15 protein-coding genes and 1 pseudogene are annotated in these 18,199 nt (G+C 74.4%); 12 read left to right on the top strand and 4 right to left on the bottom strand.

The window, feature by feature from the left end; translation table 11 throughout:
* Positions 1–41: 41 nt before the first annotated feature.
* Complete coding sequence (locus H596_RS0106870) at positions 42–776, bottom strand: SDR family NAD(P)-dependent oxidoreductase (protein ID WP_027284254.1); 735 nt, start codon at positions 774–776, stop codon at positions 42–44.
* A complete protein-coding gene (locus H596_RS0106865) occupies positions 773–1,705 on the bottom strand; it encodes a dihydrodipicolinate synthase family protein (protein WP_027284253.1) in 933 nt (310 codons plus the stop codon). Before H596_RS0106865 ends, H596_RS0106870 begins: the two co-directional genes overlap by 4 nt.
* An 80-nt stretch (positions 1,706–1,785) precedes the next feature.
* Between H596_RS0106865 and H596_RS0106860 the strand changes: the two genes are divergently transcribed.
* The 7 genes from H596_RS0106860 to H596_RS0106830 all read left to right on the top strand — a co-directional run bounded on the left by H596_RS0106860 (position 1,786) and on the right by H596_RS0106830 (position 9,472).
* Complete coding sequence (locus tag H596_RS0106860; RefSeq protein ID WP_037300386.1) at positions 1,786–2,679, top strand: polysaccharide deacetylase family protein; 894 nt, start codon at positions 1,786–1,788, stop codon at positions 2,677–2,679.
* A gap of 525 nt (positions 2,680–3,204) precedes the next feature.
* The gene (locus H596_RS20500; RefSeq protein WP_051212531.1) at positions 3,205–3,942 is read left to right on the top strand and encodes a sugar transferase; all 738 of its coding nucleotides are present in this window, start codon (positions 3,205–3,207) and stop codon (positions 3,940–3,942) included.
* Positions 3,943–4,058: 116 nt separating this feature from the next.
* Complete coding sequence (locus H596_RS0106850) at positions 4,059–5,579, top strand: oligosaccharide flippase family protein (protein WP_027284251.1); 1,521 nt, start codon at positions 4,059–4,061, stop codon at positions 5,577–5,579.
* Positions 5,576–6,631, top strand: a complete 1,056-nt coding sequence (locus H596_RS0106845) for a glycosyltransferase family 4 protein (protein ID WP_037300384.1) — start codon at positions 5,576–5,578, stop codon at positions 6,629–6,631. Before H596_RS0106850 ends, H596_RS0106845 begins: the two co-directional genes overlap by 4 nt.
* Positions 6,628–7,740 carry a glycosyltransferase gene (locus H596_RS20495; protein ID WP_051212528.1) on the top strand — a complete coding sequence of 371 codons (1,113 nt, stop codon included), beginning with the start codon at positions 6,628–6,630 and terminating at the stop codon, positions 7,738–7,740. Before H596_RS0106845 ends, H596_RS20495 begins: the two co-directional genes overlap by 4 nt.
* Entirely contained in the window at positions 7,737–8,600 is an 864-nt protein-coding gene (locus H596_RS24070) for a glycosyltransferase family 2 protein (protein WP_051212526.1), read from the top strand. The genes H596_RS20495 and H596_RS24070 overlap by 4 nt, the downstream gene beginning before the upstream one ends.
* Positions 8,597–9,472, top strand: coding sequence for a glycosyltransferase family 2 protein (locus H596_RS0106830; protein WP_027284249.1), 876 nt, complete (start codon positions 8,597–8,599; stop codon positions 9,470–9,472). The genes H596_RS24070 and H596_RS0106830 overlap by 4 nt, the downstream gene beginning before the upstream one ends.
* A 23-nt stretch (positions 9,473–9,495) precedes the next feature.
* On the opposite strand, the pseudogene H596_RS23325 reads toward H596_RS0106830, so the two are convergent.
* Positions 9,496–9,950 (bottom strand): annotated as a pseudogene (locus tag H596_RS23325) (transposase); the annotation flags it as partial.
* 244 nt (positions 9,951–10,194) lie between these two features.
* A complete protein-coding gene (locus H596_RS0106815; RefSeq protein WP_156910063.1) occupies positions 10,195–11,319 on the bottom strand; it encodes an anhydro-N-acetylmuramic acid kinase in 1,125 nt (374 codons plus the stop codon).
* A gap of 55 nt (positions 11,320–11,374) precedes the next feature.
* Here H596_RS0106815 and tyrS point away from each other — a divergent pair, with 55 nt between their 5' ends.
* From tyrS to H596_RS0106790, 5 genes are all read left to right on the top strand, one after another.
* On the top strand, positions 11,375–12,604 hold the full coding sequence (gene tyrS / locus H596_RS0106810) for a tyrosine--tRNA ligase (protein ID WP_037300382.1): 1,230 nt from the start codon (positions 11,375–11,377) through the stop codon (positions 12,602–12,604).
* Positions 12,605–12,699: 95 nt separating this feature from the next.
* The gene (locus H596_RS0106805) at positions 12,700–14,412 is read left to right on the top strand and encodes an N-acyl-D-amino-acid deacylase family protein (protein ID WP_027284246.1); all 1,713 of its coding nucleotides are present in this window, start codon (positions 12,700–12,702) and stop codon (positions 14,410–14,412) included.
* Complete coding sequence (locus H596_RS0106800) at positions 14,409–16,106, top strand: N-acyl-D-amino-acid deacylase family protein (RefSeq protein ID WP_027284245.1); 1,698 nt, start codon at positions 14,409–14,411, stop codon at positions 16,104–16,106. The genes H596_RS0106805 and H596_RS0106800 overlap by 4 nt, the downstream gene beginning before the upstream one ends.
* 74 nt (positions 16,107–16,180) lie before the next feature.
* Positions 16,181–17,416 carry an ABC transporter substrate-binding protein gene (locus tag H596_RS0106795; protein WP_027284244.1) on the top strand — a complete coding sequence of 412 codons (1,236 nt, stop codon included), beginning with the start codon at positions 16,181–16,183 and terminating at the stop codon, positions 17,414–17,416.
* On the top strand, positions 17,413–18,192 hold the full coding sequence (locus H596_RS0106790) for an ABC transporter ATP-binding protein (RefSeq protein WP_027284243.1): 780 nt from the start codon (positions 17,413–17,415) through the stop codon (positions 18,190–18,192). Before H596_RS0106795 ends, H596_RS0106790 begins: the two co-directional genes overlap by 4 nt.
* Positions 18,193–18,199: the final 7 nt, after the last annotated feature.

Here is an 18,199-nt window from a genome sequence, read left to right as displayed (position 1 = left end):
GGGCGGGCCATCCTCCTCCTCGTCCTCGTCCTGCGGCGCGCTCACGGCATCCACATCCCGCCATTGATGTGGTGCACCTGGCCGGTGATCCAGCCGGCGCGCTCGCTCGCCAAGAAGGCGGCGAGTTCGGCGATGTCCTCGGGCGTGCCCATGCGGCCGAGCGGAATGCCGCGCGCGCGCTCCATCAGCTCCGCCTCGCTGTGGCCGCCGCGCGGCTGGGCCGTGTCTGTCAGTCCCGGCGCGATGGCGTTCACCCGGATGCGGTGCGGCGCCAGCGCCAGCGCCATGGCGCGGGTGAGGCCGAGCAGCCCCGCCTTGCTCGCGCTGTAGTGCGCCCCGCGCGGATCGCCGCGCACCGCCGAGGAGGAGAGCGTGAGCACCGCGCCCGGCCGCTTCGCCGCCGCCAGCGCGCGCGCGAAGAGCTGCGTCTGGAACGCGGCGGCCTTGAGGTTCACGCCGAGCACCGCATCCCACATCGCCTCGGTGAGGTCGAGGAACTCCGCGCGCGGGAAGATGCCGGCGTTGCAGACCAGGATGTCGGGCAGGCCGAGCCGCCGCTCCGTCTCCGCCTGCAGATGCGCGCGCCCCTCGGCCGTGGCCACATCCGCCTGGATGGCGAGGCCGCCACAGCCCTCCGCCACGCGCCGGCCGGCCGCCTCGTCGTCGAGCCAGTTCACCGCCACCCGCGCCCCCTCGCGCGCGAGCGCGGCGCAGATGGCGGCCCCGATGCCCTGCTGCGCGCCGGTGACGAGGGCGATGCGCCCCGCGAGCGTCATGCCGCCGCCGGCAGCCGCGCCAGCGGATCGCGCCGCGCGAGGCGGGCGAGCATCGCCTCCACCTCCGCGCGCGTGGCGTCCGAGAGCTTCGGCGCGGGCGCGCGCAGCGTGGGGTGGGCGATGATGCCGCGCCGCGCCAGCACGTATTTGCGCACCGCGAGGCCGAGCCCTGGCTGGTGCTCGGTGCGGATCAGCGGCAGATGCGCCTCGAAGAGGTCCATCGCCGCCTCGCGCTGGCCCTCCGCCAGCAGCGCGCGCAGCCGCACCAGCATTTCGGGGAAGGCGTAGCCCGTCATCACGCCGTCAGCGCCGCGCAGCGTCTCCTCCGGCAGGAAGAGCCCGCCATTGCCGCCATAGATGGCGATGCGGCGCATCTCGCCCTTCGCCATCATCCCAACGAGGGTGGCGATCTTGTCGAGGCCCGGCCAGTCCTCCGCCTTCAGCATGACGCAGCGCGGATCGGCGGCGAGGGCGGCGATCACGCGCGGGGAGAGGTGCACGCCATTCGCCTGCGGGAAATCCTGCAGCACCCAGGGGGCGGGCGCGACGGCCTCGGCCGCGCCCTGCAGCCAGGCGAGCGCGGCGTCATCCCCGCGCAGCCCGGAGGGCGGGGCGATCATCACGCCCGCCGCCCCGGCCTCCATGGCGCGGGCGGCCAGCGCGCGCATGGGCGCATAGCCGGGGGCCGAGACGCCCACGATCACGGGCAGTCCCTGCGCATGGCGCAGCACCACGCGCAGCAGCGCCATCGCCTCCTCCTGGTCGAGCTTCGGCGCCTCGCCCATGATGCCGAGGATGGTGAGGCCGGTGGCGCCGGCCGCCACATAGGCCTCGGTCATCGTCGCGGCGCTCGTCTCGTCGAGCGCGCCATCGGGCGTGAAGGGCGTGGGGCAGATCACGCACACGCCCTTGGCGTCGGCGGTCAGCATGGGGCTTCTCCTCGTGTCGCTCCCTTCCTAAACCCGCGCGCAGCCGCTGCGAAGGACGCCCCATGCCGCTGCCCGGAGGAATGCCGCCGACGACCCGCGACCTTGTCGGCTACGGCCGGCGCCCGCCCGATCCGCGCTGGCCGGGCGGCGCGCGGCTCGCGCTCAGCTTCGTGGTGAACGTGGAGGAGGGCGCGGAGCTCAGCCTCGCGAGCGGCGATGCGCGCAACGAGAGCCTGCACGAAATCCGCGAGGAGGTGGACAGCATGCCAGACCCCTGCATGGAGACGCACTACGCCTACGGCGCGCGCGCGGGGTTCTGGCGCATCCTCGACGCCTTCGCCGCGCATGCGATGCCCGCCACCTTCTCCGCCTGCGGGCGGGCGGTCGCGGCCAATCCCTTCCTCGCGCGCGAGGCGCATGCGGCGGGGCACGAGGTCAGCGCCCATGGCTGGCGCTGGGAGCGCCACGCCGAGATGGAGGAGGCGACCGAGCGCGCCGTGATCGCCGCCACCGTCGCCGCCATCCGCGACGCGACGGGCGAGGCGCCCCTGGGCTGGCACACGCGCTCCGCCGCCTCGCCCAACACGCGGCGGCTGCTGATCGAGCATGGCGGCTTCCTCTACGACAGCGACGCCTATGACGACGACCTGCCGCGGCTGCACGCGCCGGGGCATGTCATCCTCCCCTACGGCTTCGACTGCAACGACATGCGCTTCTCGCCCGGCGGCGGCTTCGTGCAGGCGGAAGATTTCGCGCGTTACTGCATCGGCGCGATCGAGTGGCTGCTCGGGGAGGGCGAGCGCGCGCCGAAGATGCTCTCCATCGGGCTGCACCTGCGCATCATCGGCCGGCCGGGGCGCATGGCGGGGCTCGCGGCGGTGCTCGCCCATGTCGCCCGACGGCCGGAAATCTGGGTGGCGCGGCGACGGGAGATCGCGGCCCATTGGCTCGCCCGCGTGGCGGAGCGGCTGTGATACGGTCGGCATGACATGCCGCCCGTATCGCGCGCAGGGTTGACGGGCCCCCAGCGAAGCTTTGCTTCGATGGGATCCGGTGTGGCGGCTGCGCGCCAAAACAAAGGCATACCAGCGGCCGCGCCCGCTCCTCAGGAGTCGAAATCCGCGGCCGCTGGTATGATACGGGCGGCGGTCACGCCGGACGTATCGCGCACGCCGGGTTGGTGGGCGGCGGCGTGCCAAAACAAGGGCATGCCAGCGGCCGCGCCGCTTGCTCAAGAGTCGAAGCAAGCGGCCGCTGGCATGAGTCCGGCCCATTCCCCGCCATGCACGCTCGGCGGGAAATGGCGGATTCCCGCCGGAGAGGGAATGATCCGCCAGGCTTCCGATTTGTTGCGCCGCCACAATCTTGCCCCAAGCGGGTCCAAAAGCCGCCTATCCCCAAGGGGATAAGCCCCCCCGCGGCCAGGGAGGGGTGGGCCCTCCCCCGCCGCGACGAACCCGACGGGGCGCGACGACCGGCCCCGTCACGGATGGCGCAAGATGCCGGGCCTGGACGCTCTTTCGTCCCTGCAACGCGACAGCGCGGCGCGCGAAAGCCGCATCGGCGCGGGCTACGCGCCGCCCGAGGCGCTGGCTGCGCCGCCGCACCGCGCCTGGCGCGAGGGGCTGCGCCCCGCGCTGAAGCGCGCTCTCGACATTCTGGGCGCGGGGGCGCTGCTGCTGCTGCTCGCGCCGCTCTTCCTCCTGCTCGCCCTGCTGGTGCGGGCCGATGGCGGGCCCGCCTTCTACGCGCATCGGCGCGTGGGGCGCGGCGGCCAGCCCTTCGGCTGCCTCAAGTTCCGCTCCATGGTGGTGGACAGCCAGGCGCGGCTCGAGGCGCTGCTGGCGGCCGACCCCGCGGCCCGCGCCGAGTGGGAGGCCACGCGCAAGCTGCGCCGCGATCCCCGCGTGACGCGGGTGGGCCGCTTCCTGCGCGCCAGTTCGCTCGACGAGCTGCCGCAGCTCATCAACGTGCTGCGCGGCGAGATGAGCCTCGTCGGCCCCCGCCCCGTGACGCAGGCCGAGCTCGATGGCTATTACGGCGCGGCCGCCGCCCACTACATCAGCGTGCGGCCGGGCATCACCGGGCTGTGGCAGGTCTCGGGCCGGTCGGACACCAGCTACGCGCAGCGCGTGGCGCTCGATGTGGCCTATGTGGCGCGGCCCTCCCTGTGGCGCGACCTCGCCATCCTGCTGCGCACGCCCTTCGCCGTGCTCTCCCGCAAGGGTGCGGTCTGACGCCGGCCGCCTGGCATGATCCGCGGCCGTGCGGCCCAGCCGCCGGCATGACGGGCGAGGTTCCGCACCCCGCCCCCAGCGGCTAGAAGGCGCGCCGGTTTCGGGGTGAACCCAGAATGAGCGATTCCGCCGCCGCGCGGGCCGGGGCCGGGCGACTGCTCTCCGGCCTGTTCTGGAACGCGCTCGGGCGCGGCCTGCCGCTGCTGCTCGCGCTGCTGCTCACCCCGGTGCTGATCGCGCAGATGGGGCTGGAGCGCTGGGGCCTGTTCACCCTGGCGCTCGCGCTGGTCGGCGTCTTCGGCATCTTCGACCTCGGCGTGGGCCCGGCGCTGACGCGCGCGCTGTCCGAGAGGATGACGCATGAGGGCGGGCGCGATGCCGAGGCGGGCCGGCTGGTGGGCACGGCGCTGCTCGCGCTCGGCCTCTTCGCCGCGCTCGGCGCGGGGCTGCTCTGGTCCCTGCTGCCCTGGCTCATGGAGCGGGCGCTGAACGTGCCCCCCGCCCTGCAGGCGGAGGCGCTGACCGCCTTCCGCCTCCTCGCCCTCGCCGCGCCGCTCGTCGTGGTCAACGCGGCGCTGTGGGGCGTGCTGGCGGCGCATCAGAGGTTCCGTGCCGCGAACCTCGTCACCATCCCTGTCGCCGCCATGTATTACATCGGCCCGGCGCTCGTCCTGCTCGCCTGGCAGAGCCTGGTGGCGGTGATGCTGGTGCTGCTGGCCTGCCGGCTCGCCAACACCCTGTCCTACGCCTGGCTGTGCCGGGGGCTGCTGCCGCGCCTGTCCCTGGGCTCGCCCGCGCTGGTCTGGCCGCTGCTGCGCATCGGCGGCTGGCTGACCTTCGCCTCGGTGCTCAACCAGGCGCTGCTCTACGCCGACCGCTTCCTGATCGGCGCGCTGCTCACGCTCGCGGCGGTGGCGCACTACGCCACGCCGCTCGACCTCGTGCTGCGCATGTGGATCATCCCCGTCGCGGTCGCGCAGGCGCTGCTGCCAGCCATGGCCTCGGCCTTCCGGCCGCTGCCGGAGGCGACGGCGGGGCTGATGCGGCGCGGCGCGCTGCTGATCCTGGCGCTGACCCTGCCGCCCTGCCTGCTGCTCGCGGGCTTCGGGGAGTTCGCGCTGCGGCTGTGGCTGGGCGCGGCCTTCGCCGCCGAGGGCGGGACGGTGCTGCGGCTGCTCGCGCTCGGCATCTTCTTCTCCTGCCTCGCCTATGCGCCCAATGCGCTGCTGGAGGCGATCGGCCGGCCGGACCTCACGGCGAAGCTGGTGCTGGCGCAGGTGCTGCTGTTCCTGCCCCTGTCGGCGCTGCTGCTCTGGCGCTTCGGCATCGAGGGCGCGGCGCTGGCCTGGGCGCTGCGCGCGCTGGCCGATGCGGCGGGCAAGCTCTGGCTGGCCGCGCGCGCCTATCCCGCCGCCGCGGCGGCCGCGCGCGCGCTGGCCGCACCGGGCCTCGCCGCGCTGGCCGGGCTCTCGGCCAGCGTGCTGGCGCCGGAGGGGCCGTGGTCGGCCGGGGCGGCGGCGGGCGGGCTGCTGCTGGCGGCGGGGGTGGCGGCCCGCGCCCTCTCGCCGGAGGAGCGCCGGCGGCTGCGCCCGCTGCTGCGCCGCCCCTGGAAGCTGCGCGAGGCGCTGGCGCCATGATCACCCTCAACGGCCGCTTCCTCACACAGGGGCTCACCGGCGTGCAGCGCTATGCGCGCGAGATGGCGGCCGCCCTGGACGGGCTCGCCGCGCGGGGCGAGGCCCCCGCCCTCCGCCTGCTCGCCCCGCCGGGGGCGGAGGGGCTTGCGGCCTATCCCCATCTCGCGCCACGCCATGTCGGCCGGCGCGGCGGGCAGCTCTGGGAGCAGCTCGAGCTGCCGCGCGCGGCCGAGGGGCTGCTGCTCGGCCTCGGCAACACGGGCCCGCTGCTCGCGCGCCGCCAGGCGGTGGTGATCCATGACGCGGGGGTGTTCGACACGCCCGGCAGCTACTCCTGGAAGTTCCGCCTCTGGTACCGGCTGCTGCAGAGGGGGCTGGTGGCGCGCGGGGCGCGCATCCTCTCCGTCTCGCATTTCTCGGCCGGGCGCATCGCGCATCATCTCGGGCTCGACCCCACGCGCATCGGCGTGACCTGGGAGGGGGGCGAGCACATCCTGCGCGCGCCCGCCGATCCGGGCGTGCTGGCGCGCCACGGGCTCGCGCCGGGCGGCTATGCGCTGGTGGTGGGCACCGGCGCGGCGCACAAGAACCTCGCCGCGCTCGCCCATGCGCGCGCGGCACTCGCCGGGGCGGGGGCGGTGCTCGCCGTGGCGGGGGCGAAGGATGCCGCGGTGTTCCGCGGCGAGGGCCGCCCGCCCGAGGAGGTGCGCGCGCTGGGCAGGGTGAGCGACGCGGAGCTGCGGGCGCTGTACGAGAACGCGCTCTGCCTGCTCTTTCCCTCGCTCTACGAGGGCTTCGGCCTGCCGCCCGTGGAGGCCATGTGGTGCGGCTGCCCGGTGATCGCGGCCCCCATGGGCGCGGTGCCCGAGGTGTGCGGCGAGGCCGCGCTGTGGTTCGACCCCGCGCGCCCCGAGAGCCTGGGCGAGGCGGTGGCGCGCCTCGCGGCCGAGCCCGCGCGGCGCGAGGGCCTCATCGCCGCCGGGCGCGCCCGCGCCGCCCTGTTTTCCTGGGACGCGGCCGCGCGCCGCCTCTTGGAGTTCCTCGCCGCATGAAGGTCGCCATCGTCCATGAATGGCTGGACAGCTACGCGGGCTCGGAGCGGGTGGTGGAGCAGATGCTCGCCGTCTTTCCCGAGGCCGATCTCTTCGCGCTGGTGGATTTCCTGCCCGAGACCGAGCGCGGCTTCCTCGGCGGGCGCACCCCGCGCACCAGCTTCCTCCAGCGCCTGCCCTTCGCGCGCCGGCGCTTCCGCCACTACCTCCAGCTCATGCCGCTCGCCGTCGAGCAGTTCGACCTGCGCGGCTATGATCTCGTGCTCTCCTCCTCGCACGCCGTCGCCAAGGGGGCCATCACGGGGCCTGGCACGCTGCACCTCAGCTACGTCCACTCGCCGATGCGCTACGCCTGGGACCTGCAGCACCAGTATCTCGCGCAGGCGGGGCTCGAGCGCGGGCCGGCCTCGCTCTACACGCGCTGGCTGCTGCACCGCCTGCGGCAATGGGACCAGGCGAGCGCGGCGCGGCCCGACGCGATCCTCGCCAACTCGCGCTACATCGCCCGGCGCATCGCCAAGGCCTGGCGGCGCGAGGCGCAGGTGCTGCACCCGCCGGTGGACGTGGAGGGCTTCCCCCTCGGCGCCGGCCCGCGCGGGCATTTCCTCGTGGCCGGGCGCCAGGTGCCCTACAAGCGCATCGAGCTGGTGGCCGAGGCCTTCCGCGCCCTGCCCGACCAGCGCCTGATCGTGGTGGGCGACGGGCCTTCCGCGCCCCTCGTGCGCGCGGCCGCCGCCGGCGCGCCCAACATCGAGATCCGCGGCCGCGTGCCGCAGGCGGAGCTGGTGGCGCTGCTGCAGGGCGCGCGCGCCTTCGTCTTCCCGGCCGAGGAGGATTTCGGAATCGGCATGGTGGAGGCGCAGGCGGCCGGCGCGCCTCTGCTCGCCTTCGCCCGCGGCGGCGCGGAGGACATCGCCACCCCCGAGACCGGCCTTCTCTTCCCCGAGCAGAGCGCCGAGGCCATCCGCGCCGCGGTGCGCGCCTTCCTCGCGCGCGAAAGCGATTTCCGCCCCGAGGCCTGCCGCGCCAACGCGCTGCGCTTCTCCATCGCGCGCTTCCGCGAGGGGCTGGCTGCGGCGGTGGCGCGGGCGATGGAGGCGCGGGCGTGATCTCCCTCATCGTCGCCACCCGCGGCCGGGTCGAGGAGATCGGCCTGCTGCTCGACAGCCTGCTCGAGGGCCAGCGCGCGGCCTTCGAGGTGATCCTCGTGGACCAGAACGACGATGCGCGGCTCGATCCGCTGCTCGCGCGCTATGCGGGCCGGCTGCCGCTCACCCATCTGCGGATGGAGCGCGCCAACGCCAATGCGGGCCGCAACCTCGGCCTGCGCCACGCGCGCGGCGACATCGTGGCCTTCCCCGACGACGACTGCGTGCTGCCGCCGGGCGTGCTCGCGCGGGTGCGCCTCGCCTTCGACAGCGACGGCAGCCTCGCGGTGCTGACGGGCCCCGCGGCGGCGCCGGGCGGCGGGCTCGGCTCGGGCCGCTGGAACACGGAGCGCGGGCCGATCACGCTCGAGAATGTCTGGACCAGCGTGATCGAGTTCAACCTCTGGCTCCGGCGCGAGGCGGCGTTGCGCCTCGGCGGTTTCGACGAGGCCATGGGCCCCGGCGCGCGCTTCGGCAGCGCGGAGGGCAATGACCTCGTCTGCCGCGCCCTCGCCGCGGGGCTGCACGCCCGCTACGCGCCGGAGCTGCGCGTCGTGCACCCCGACAAGCGCCTCACGCGCGAGGCGGCGCGGCGCGCGGGGCGCTACGGGCTCGGGCTCGGCTTCGCGCTGCGCCGGCATGGCGCGCCGCTGCGCCTCCGCCTCGCCTTCCTCTACCGGCCGCTCGGGGGCGCGCTGCTCGCGCTGCTGCGGCTGAACCTGCTGCACGCCTGGTATTACCTCGCCACCTTCCAGGGCCGGCTGCGCGGGATGCTCGCCCGCCCCCTGCCCTGGCCCGCGCCGCTGGAGCCGGTCGCATGAGAATCGCCGTCGGCATCGCCACGCGCGGGCGCGCGGCCATTCTGGGCGAGGTGCTCGAGGAGCTGCGCCGCCAGACCCGCGCGCCCGACCGCCTCCTCGTCTGCCATGTGACGGAGGAGGATGTGGCGGGCCTGCCCGCCCGCTTCCCGGAGGCGGAGTTCCTCCTCCAGAACCCGGGCGGGCTGCCGCGCCAGCGCAACCGCATCCTCGACGCGGTGGCGGAGTGCGACCTGCTGCTCTACCTCGACGACGATTTCCTGCCCGCGCCCGAATGGCTCGCGGTGCTGGAGGCGGTGATGCGCGCGCATCCCGACTGCGCGGTGGCGACGGGAACCGTCATCGCCGATGGCGCGAAGGGGCCCGGCATCGGCGTGGCGGAGGGCCGCGCGCTGCTCGCCGCCGATGCGCCGCCCGATGATCCGCTCGCCGTCGCGCCGCATTTCAACGGCTATGGCTGCAACATGGCGCTGCGCCTCGCGCCCATGCGCGCGCACGGGCTGCGCTTCGACGAGCGCCTGCCGCTCTACGCCTGGTACGAGGACATCGACCTGACGCGGCGGCTGCTGCCGCATGGGCGCATCCTGCGCCTCGCCGGCGCGCGGGGCGTGCATCTGGGCGCGAAGTCGGGGCGGGTGCCCGGGGTGCGGCTGGGTTACAGCCAAGTGGTGAACCCCATCTACCTCGCGCGCAAGGGCAGTTTTCCCTGGAGCCACGCCCTGCCCTCGGCGGCGCGGCATTGCCTCAAGAACCTGCTGATGAGCCCCTGGCCCGAGCCGGAGGTGGACCGCTGGGGCCGCTTCAAGGGCAACATGATCGGGCTGTGGGATCTGCTGCGCGGCCGCGCGGCGCCGGAGCGGATACTGGAGCTGTGATCCAGGCCTAGGCCCCCTGCCCCGATCCACACTGTGACAATGGCGGCGAGGGTGACGGCGCCGAAGAGGATGCGCGCGCAGCGGTCGTAGCGCATGGCGATGCGTCGCCAGTCTTTCAGCCGGTCGAAGGCGATCTCGATGCGCTGGCGCTGGCGATGGAGCGCCTTGTCCTACGGGATGGGCTGCTTGCGGTTCTTCTTCGAGGGAATGCAGGCCTCGATGCCTCGCCCGGCGAGCGCGGGGCGGAACGCGTTGCTGTCGTCGCCGCGGCCGGCGATCAACGCCCGCGCGCGTGGCACGCCCATGCGGCCCAGCGGAGGAAGCGGTTGCAGAGGGTCTTGTGCGGGCCATGGCCCGGCGGGGCGTCGCGCCAGCGCAGGCCACCCTGGATGGCGAAGATGATGCCGCCGAGGACGCGCCGGTCGTCCAGGCGCGGGATGCCGCGCGAGAGCGGAACATGCGGGCGGATGCGCCGCATCTGCGCCGCGGTGGGCAGGAGCGGGACGGACGCGCCCGCACGCGTCGCAGCATGGAGAGGAAGGGCGCCCGAGCCTGGCGCAGCCCCGGGCACGGCGGCGTGACGGGATGGCGATGGCTCATCCCGGGGGCCGTTTCCGTTGAGCCCTGAAGCGGCGGCGCGGCGGCAGGCATGCCTTTGCTTCGGCGCGCAGCCGCAACGCCGAGCCTGCGCGCGAGAGGGGTGGCACGCCATGCCGCCCGGATCAGAGCAGCCCGCCCAGGATCTGCCCGCCGGGCAGTGGCTGGGGCGCGCCCGTGGTCCCGGGGAAGCTGATGGGCAGGCCGCGGGCGGTGCGCGCGGCCAGCACGGCGAAGCATTGCGCCTCCAGCGCATCGCCGTTCCAGCCGCACACCTCCACCGGGCGCACCGGCTCGGGCAGGGCGGCGGCGAGGGCGCGCATCAGCACCGGGTTGCGCCGCCCGCCCCCGGCCACCAGCCATTGCAGGGGCGGCTCGGGGAAATGCCGCGCGGCGATGGCCACGCAGACCGCGGCAAAGGCGACCAGCGTGGCCGCCCCATCCTGCGGCGAGAGCAGATGCCCCCCCGCCTCGCGCAGCGCGCGGTCGAAATCCAGCCGGTCGAGGGATTTGGGCGGCGGCGCGGCCAGGTAGGGGTGCTCCATCAGCCGCCCCAGCACCGCCCCGTCCACTTGGCCCGCGCGGGCGAGATTCCCGTCCTTGTCGTAGTCCCGCCCCGTGGAGCGGCGCGCCCAGTCGTCCAGCGGCCCGTTGGCGGGGCCCGTGTCGAAGGCCATCAGCCCGCCCTCGGCGCCGAGCCAGGTGACATTGCCCACGCCGCCCAGGTTCAGCACCGCGAGCGGCTTGGGCAGGGCGGCGGCCAGCGCGGCATGGGCGACGGGGACGAGCGGCGCGCCCTGCCCGCCCGCCGCCACATCGGCCGAGCGGAAATCAAAGGCGACCGAAAGCCCCGTGGCGCGCGCCAGCGCCCGCGCATCGCCGATCTGCCAGGTGCGGCCCCGCGCCCCCGGCGGATCGCCCGGCCGGAGGGGGCGGTGCAGGATGGTCTGGCCGTGGAAGCCGATCAGCTCGGGCTCGGCGAGCCCCGCCCGCGCCGCCTCGCGCCGCAGGCGCTCCACCGCCTGGACATGGCGCTCCGTCAGCCGCGCCTCGACATCGCGCAGGAAGGGATCCTCGCCGCCGATCCCCTCCGCCATGTCGAGCAGCCGCCGCAGGTCGCGCCGGAGCGCGGGCTCATAGGGAAGGGTCAGCGCGGGGCCGAGCGCGCCCACCCTCTCCCCGTCCGTCTCCACCCAGGCCGCGTCCACCCCGTCGAGCGAGGTGCCGCTCATCAGCCCCACGATTCTCAGCATCGGGGGAGTGTGCTACGGCACGCCCCCCACGCCAAACGGAACAGCTTCGACCATGAGCGCCGGCGATTTCCTCGATGTGCTGCGCGAGCGCGGCTTCATCCACCAGGTGACGGACGAGGCGGGCCTGCGGGCCCAGCTCGCGAAAGGGCCCCTCGCCGGCTATATCGGCTTCGACTGCACGGCCGACAGCCTGCATGTCGGCCATCTCATGCAGATCATGATGCTGCGCTGGCTCGCGCGCACCGGCAACCGCCCGGTGGTGCTGATGGGCGGCGGCACCACGAAGATCGGCGACCCCTCGGGCCGCGACGAGACGCGCCAGTTGCTGAGCGAGGAGGCGATCGAGGCCAACAAGGCGGGCATCCGCCGCAGCTTCTCGGGCTTCCTCGAGTTCGGCGAGGGGCCGGGCCGCGCCCTCATGCTCGACAACGCGGAATGGCTCGACCAGCTCCGCTACATCCCCTTCCTGCGCGAGGTGGGCCGCCACTTCAGCGTGAACCGCATGCTGAGCATGGACAGCGTGCGCCTGCGCCTGGAGCGCGACCAGCCGCTGACCTTCATCGAGTTCAACTACATGCTGCTGCAGAGCTACGACTTCCTGGAGCTGCGCCGCCGCCACGGCGTGGTGCTGCAGATGGGCGGCAGCGACCAGTGGGGCAACATCGTGATGGGGGCGGACCTGATCCGCCGCATGGACGGGGCGGAGGCCTTCGGCCTCACCTCGCCGCTCATCACCACCGCCTCGGGCGCGAAGATGGGCAAGACGGCGGCCGGCGCGGTCTGGCTGAACCCCGACCGCCTCTCGCCCTACGACTACTGGCAGTTCTGGCGCAACGCGGAGGATGCGGATGCGGGCCGCTTCCTCGCCCTCTTCACCGATCTGCCCATGGCGGAGGTGCGCCGCCTCGGCGCGCTGCAGGGCGCGGAGGTGAACGAGGCGAAGAAGGTGCTCGCCACCGAGGCCACCGCCCTGCTGCACGGGCGCGCCGCGGCCGAGGCGGCGGCCGAGACGGCGCGCCGCACCTTCGAGGAGGGGGCGGCGGCCGAGACCCTGCCCTCCATCACCGCCACCCTGCCCGCGCCGGTCGCGGATCTGCTTGTCAGCGCCGGGCTCGCGGCCTCCAAGGGCGAGGCCAAGCGCCTCGTCGCGCAGAACGGGGTGCGGCTGAACGACGCGCCCGTCTCCGACGCGCTGCGCCCGGTCACCGCGCAGGATCTGCGCGACGGGGCGGCCAAGCTCTCGGCCGGGCGCAAGAAGCACGTGCTGGTGCGCGCGGCCTGATCCGGCCGGCGCGACGGCCGCCCTTCCCCTCCGCCCCCTCCCCCCGGCCGGCGGCGCGTGCCATCCTCCCGCCGCCAGGGATCGGGAGGAACGCCATGAGGGAGCCCACGCTCCTCATCCGCGGCGGCACGGTGCTGGACGGCGCCGGCGCGCCGCCCGTGGAGGCCGATGTGGTGCTCGCCGGCGCGCGTATCGCCGCCGTCGGCCGCGGCCTTTCCGTGCCCCGCGGCACGCCCGAGATCGACGCGCGGGGCCTGCTCGTCACCCCGGGCTTCGTCGATATCCACACCCATTACGACGCGCAGGCGACCTGGAGTTCGCGCCTCCTCTCCTCCTCGCTGCACGGGGTGACGACGGCGCTGCTCGGCAATTGCGGCGTGGGCTTCGCCCCCTGCCGGCCCGAGAACCGCGAGATGCTGGTCGCGCTCATGGAGGGTGTGGAAGACCTGCCCGAGGTGGTGCTGACGGAGGGCCTCCCCTGGAACTGGGAGAGCTTCCCCGACTACCTCGATGCGCTGGACGCGCGCCGCTACGACATGGACATCGCGGCGCAGGTGCCGCACGCCGCGCTCCGCGTGCACGTCATGGGCCGCCGCGGCTTCGCGCGCGAACCCGCCACCGCGGCCGACCGCGCGGAGATGGCCCGCCTCGCGCGCGAGGGGGTGGCGGCCGGCGCGCTCGGCTTCTCCACCTCCCGCGCCATCGCGCACAGGACGCTGGCGGGCGAGCCCACCCCCACCCTCGGCGCGGCGGAGATCGAGCTCGCCGAGATCGCGCGTGCGCTGGGCGGCGGCTGGTTCCAGGTGATCTCCGACTTCGACGAGCCCGCCGAGGAGGAGTGGGAGAGGCTCAGGCGCGTCATCGCCCTTTCCGGCCGGCCGATGACCTTCTCGCTGCTCCAGCGCGAGAGCCGGCCCGAGTTCTGGCGCTGGCTGATGGCGCGCGTCAGCGAGGCGAACGCCGAGGGGCTGCGCGTCACCGGCCAGGTGATGGGCCGGGCCGTGGGGCTGATGTTCGGCTGGGAGCTCTCGCAGCACCCCTTCCTCACCCGCCCCTCCTTCCGCGAGGTCGCGCACCTGCCCATGCCCGAGCGCGTGGCCGCGCTGCGCGATCCCGCCCGCCGCGCGCGCATCCTCGCCGAGCCCACGGAGGATCCGGCGCTGCGCGCGCGGCTCAACAACTGGGCGCGGATCTACAAGCTCACGCTCGACTACGAGCCGCCGCCCGAGGCCTCCGTGCTCGAACAGGCGCGCGCCCAGGGGCGCGACCCCGCGGATCTCTGCTACGACTGGATGCTCGAGGAGGACGGCCGCGCCATCCTCAACCGGCCCATCCTCAACTACGCGCACGGCAACCTCGACGACATCCGCGAGATGCTGACGCATCCCGACACGCTGATCGGCCTCGGCGACGGCGGCGCGCATGTCGGCTACATCTGCGACGCCTCGGCGCCCACGCACATGCTCACCCACTGGGCACGCGACCGCGCGCGCGGCGGCCGGCTGCCCGTGGAGTTCGTGGTGAAGCGCCTCTCCCTCGACAACGCGCGCGCCCTCGGCCTCAACGACCGCGGGCGCATCGCGCCGGGCCTCAAGGCCGACCTCAACGTGATCGACTTCGAAAGCCTGGCGCTCAAGCGCCCCGAGATGCGCTACGACCTGCCCGCCGGCGGCAAGCGCCTCGTCCAGGGCGCGGAGGGCTACGTCGCGACCCTCGTCAGCGGCGAGGTGGTGCAGATGCACGGCGAGGCGACGGGCGCCCTGCCCGGCCGCCTGGTGCGCGGAGCCCAAGGGGAGCGGAACGCATGAGCCACGATCTCGTCATCCGCAACGGCTGGGTGCTGGACGGCACGGGCGCGCCCGGTTTTGAGGCCGACATCGCGGTGGAGGGCGAGCGGATCGTCCTCGTCGGCACGGTGCCCTCGCGCGGGCGCGAGGAGATCGAGGCGAAGGGGCTGCTCGTCACGCCCGGCTTCGTGGACATCCACACCCACTACGACGGGCAGGCGGTCTGGGATTCGCACCTCGCGCCCTCCGCGTGGCATGGCGTGACCACGGCGCTGATGGGCAATTGCGGCGTCGGCTTCGCGCCCTGCCGCGCGGCCGACCGCGAGACCCTGATCGCGCTCATGGAGGGCGTGGAGGACATCCCCGGCCCTGTGCTGCACGAGGGGCTGAACTGGTCCTGGGAGAGCTTCCCCGAATATCTCGACACGCTGGAACGCAGGCCCCGCGACATCGACATCGCGGCGCTGCTGCCGCACGGCGCGCTCCGCGTGCATGTGATGGGCGAGCGCGCGCTGCGGCTCGAGAACGCGACGGCGGCGGACATCGCGGCGATGCGCGCCCTCACCGCCGAGGCGGTGGCCGCCGGCGCCTTCGGCGCCTCCACCTCGCGCACCATCAGCCACAGGACGCTGGCGGGCGACCCCACCCCCACCCTCAAGGCGCAGGAGGAGGAGCTTGTCGGCCTCGCCTGCGGCATGGCCGAGGGCGGCGGCGGGCTGCTCGAACTCGTCTCCGACTGGAACACGCCCGATCCGGCCACCGAGTTCGCGATCGTGCGCCGCGTCGCCGCCGCCTCCGGCCAGCCCGTGGTGTTCAGCCTCACCGCGCGGCATGACCGCACCGAGGCGTGGAAGGAGCTGCTGGCGCTGGCCGAGGACGCCGCGGCGCATGGGCTCGACATCCGCCCCGTCTTCCCCCCGCGGCCCATCGGCATCCTGCTCGGCCTCGAAGGGTCCCAGAACCCCTTCTCGGGCTGCCCCTCCTACCGTGCCATCCAGCACCTGCCGCCCGCGCAGCGCGCCGCGGCCATGCGCGAGCCGTCGCGGCGCGCCGCCATCCTCTCCGAGGACCGGATCGCGGGATCGAGCTTCCCGCTGATCACGCGCCTCTCCTGGGCGCGCATGTTCCCCTTCGGCGATCCGCCCGACTACGCGCCGCCGCGCGAGGCGAGCATCGAGGCGCGCGCCGCGCGCGAGGGGCGCCGCCCCGAGGAGGTCGCCTACGACCTCCTCGCCGAGGGCGAGGGGAGGAACTTCCTCTTCGCGCCGCTCACCAACTCTGCCGACTACACGCTGGATGCCTCCGCCGAATGCCTCCGGCACCGCATCGCGATCGTCGGCCTCTCCGACGGGGGCGCGCATGTCGGCTTCATCTCCGACGCGAGCTTCCCCACCTTCCTCCTCGCGCACTGGTCGAAGCGGGGCTTTGCGATGGAGGAGCTGGTGCGGCGGCAGACGAGCGACACGGCGCGCGCGATGGGTCTCACCGACCGCGGCGTGATCGCGCCCGGCCTGCTCGCCGATCTCAACCTGATCGCAGAGGAGGAGCTCTCCCTCCCCGCCCTGCGCATGGTCCATGACCTGCCCGCGGGCGGGCGGCGGCTCTTGCAAGGCGCGCGCGGCTATCGCGCCACCCTCAAGCGAGGCGTCGTGACCTATCGCGACGGGGTGGCGACCGGCGCCCTGCCCGGGCGGCTGCTGCGGCGGGGGCGCTGAGACGGCCGGCATTGCGCCGCCCCTGACGGGGCGTTAATCCCCGGCCATAAAGAAGCCGACAGGGAGACCCGCCCATGACCGCCCTCCGCCTGCCCCGCCGCGCCGCGCTGGCCGCCGGCGCCGCCAGCCTTTTCGCGCCCTCCCTCGCCCGCGCCCAGGGCGAGGCCATCCGCATCGGCGTGATCCTCTCCGCCACCGGCGGGCTCGCGGCCTTCGTGCCGCCCATCCGCGCCGGCATCGTGCTGGCCTTCGAGGAGATGAACGCCGCGGGCGGCGTGCTGAACGGCCGGCGGCTGCAGATGGTCGAGGCCGATGACCAGACGAACCCCCAGGCGGGCGTGACGGTCGCCACCCGCCTCGTGCAGGCCGAGAACGTCTCGGCCATCATCGGCCCCATGGCCTCGGGCATCACCATCGCGGTGGCCAACGCCGTGACGGTGCCGGCGGGCGTGCCCATCGTGAGCCCCTCGGCCACCGCGCCGGCCGTCAGCCAGATCAACGACAACGACACGGTGTTCCGCACCGCCGTCCCCGACGGGCTGCAGGGCCAGGTGCTCGCGCGCCTGGTGCGCGAGGCGGGCATCGAGCGCGTGGCCATCATGGCCATCAACAACGACTACGGCCGCGGCCTCGCGGGCAGCTTCACCGCCGCCTTCCAGGCGCGCGGCGGCACCGTCGCGGGCGCGCAGAACTACGAGGAGAACCGCCCCTCCTACCGCGCCGAGCTGCAGACGCTCGCGCGCACGGGCAACCCGCAGGCGCTGCTGCTGATCGGCTACCCGGCCTCGGGCGGCAACACCATCCTGCGCAACTCCATCGAGAACGGCTTCTTCCAGCGCTACATCGGCACCGACGGCATGCGCGACCAGGGCGTGATCGACCAGATCGGCGCGCGCGCGCTGGAGGGGATGTTCGGCACCGGCCCCGGCACCGCCGCCGCGCCCGAGCGGCGCGAGGCCTATGCCGCCGCCTTCCGCCGCGCCAACCCGCAGATGGACCCCGGCGCGGCCTTCGTCGCCCAGGCCTATGACGCGGCCTATGTGATCGGCCTCGCCATCCAGGCCGCCGGCAGCGCCGAGCGCGCCGCCATCCGCGCCAACCTCCGCACCGTGGCCAATGGCCCGGGCGAGGTGGTGGGCCCCGGCGAGTTCGCCCGCGCGCGCGACCTCATCGCGCGCGGCGCCAAGGTGAACTACGAGGGCGCCTCCGGCCCCGTGGAGTTCAACGCCACCGGCGACGCCCAGGGCCGCATCGAGCATTGGGCCGTGCGGGGCGGGCGGCTCACCTCGGTCGCGCAGCTCAGCGAGTGAGCGCAGCCGCGCTGGAGGTCGAGGGGCTGGTGAAGCGCTTCGGGGGCGTCACCGCCCTCGATGGCGTCTCCTTCGCCGTGCCCGAGGGCTCGATCACCGGGCTGATCGGGCCCAATGGCGCGGGGAAATCCACCGCCTTCGCCGCCATCGCGGGCTTCCACCGACCCGATGCGGGGCATGTGCGCCTGTTCGGCCGCGAGGTGACGGGCCAGAGCCCCTGGGCGCTGCACGCGGCGGGGCTCGCGCGCACCTTCCAAATCCCGCGCCTCTTCGCCCGGCTCACCGTGCGCGAGAACCTGATGGTCGCCGCGCGCGACCAGGCGGGTGAGCGGCTGCCCGCGCCCTGGTTCGCGCGCGGGCGCATCGCGCGCGAGGAGGCGGCACTCGCCGCCCGTGCCGATGCGGTGCTCGAGCGGCTCAACCTCGCCCGCCACGCGGAGGCCCCGGCCAGCGCCCTCTCCGGCGGGCAGAAGAAGCTGGTCGAGCTCGGCCGGGCGCTGATGAGCGGCGCGCGCGTGATCCTGCTCGACGAACCGGCGGCGGGGGTGAACCGCACCCTGCTGCGCGAGATCGCGGCCGGCATCGCGCGGCTGAACCGCGAGGAGGGGATCACCTTCCTCGTGATCGAGCATGACCTCGACCTGGTGGCCGAGCTTTGCGCGCCCGTCCACTGCATGGCGGAAGGCCGCGTGATCGCGAGCGGCAGCATGGAGGAGGTCCGCGCCGACCCGGTGGTGGCCGAGGCCTATCTCGGCATGGCGATCGAGGCGGCGTGATGGGCGG

This window comes from Rubritepida flocculans DSM 14296 (genome assembly GCF_000425365.1).
Taxonomy (GTDB): domain Bacteria; phylum Pseudomonadota; class Alphaproteobacteria; order Acetobacterales; family Acetobacteraceae; genus Roseococcus; species Roseococcus flocculans.
This window is presented reverse-complemented; position numbering and strand designations above follow the sequence as displayed.

Coding starts and splice junctions, on each gene's coding strand:
- H596_RS0106870 (WP_027284254.1), bottom strand. CDS start 776: ATGACGCTCGCGGGGCGCATCGCCCTCGTCACCGGCGCGCAGCAGGGC.
- tyrS (WP_037300382.1), top strand. CDS start 11,375: ATGAGCGCCGGCGATTTCCTCGATGTGCTGCGCGAGCGCGGCTTCATC.
- H596_RS0106865 (WP_027284253.1), bottom strand. CDS start 1,705: ATGCTGACCGCCGACGCCAAGGGCGTGTGCGTGATCTGCCCCACGCCC.
- H596_RS0106830 (WP_027284249.1), top strand. CDS start 8,597: ATGAGAATCGCCGTCGGCATCGCCACGCGCGGGCGCGCGGCCATTCTG.
- H596_RS0106850 (WP_027284251.1), top strand. CDS start 4,059: ATGAGCGATTCCGCCGCCGCGCGGGCCGGGGCCGGGCGACTGCTCTCC.
- H596_RS0106860 (WP_037300386.1), top strand. CDS start 1,786: ATGCCGCCGACGACCCGCGACCTTGTCGGCTACGGCCGGCGCCCGCCC.
- H596_RS20495 (WP_051212528.1), top strand. CDS start 6,628: ATGAAGGTCGCCATCGTCCATGAATGGCTGGACAGCTACGCGGGCTCG.
- H596_RS0106805 (WP_027284246.1), top strand. CDS start 12,700: ATGAGGGAGCCCACGCTCCTCATCCGCGGCGGCACGGTGCTGGACGGC.
- H596_RS20500 (WP_051212531.1), top strand. CDS start 3,205: ATGCCGGGCCTGGACGCTCTTTCGTCCCTGCAACGCGACAGCGCGGCG.
- H596_RS0106800 (WP_027284245.1), top strand. CDS start 14,409: ATGAGCCACGATCTCGTCATCCGCAACGGCTGGGTGCTGGACGGCACG.
- H596_RS0106845 (WP_037300384.1), top strand. CDS start 5,576: ATGATCACCCTCAACGGCCGCTTCCTCACACAGGGGCTCACCGGCGTG.
- H596_RS0106795 (WP_027284244.1), top strand. CDS start 16,181: ATGACCGCCCTCCGCCTGCCCCGCCGCGCCGCGCTGGCCGCCGGCGCC.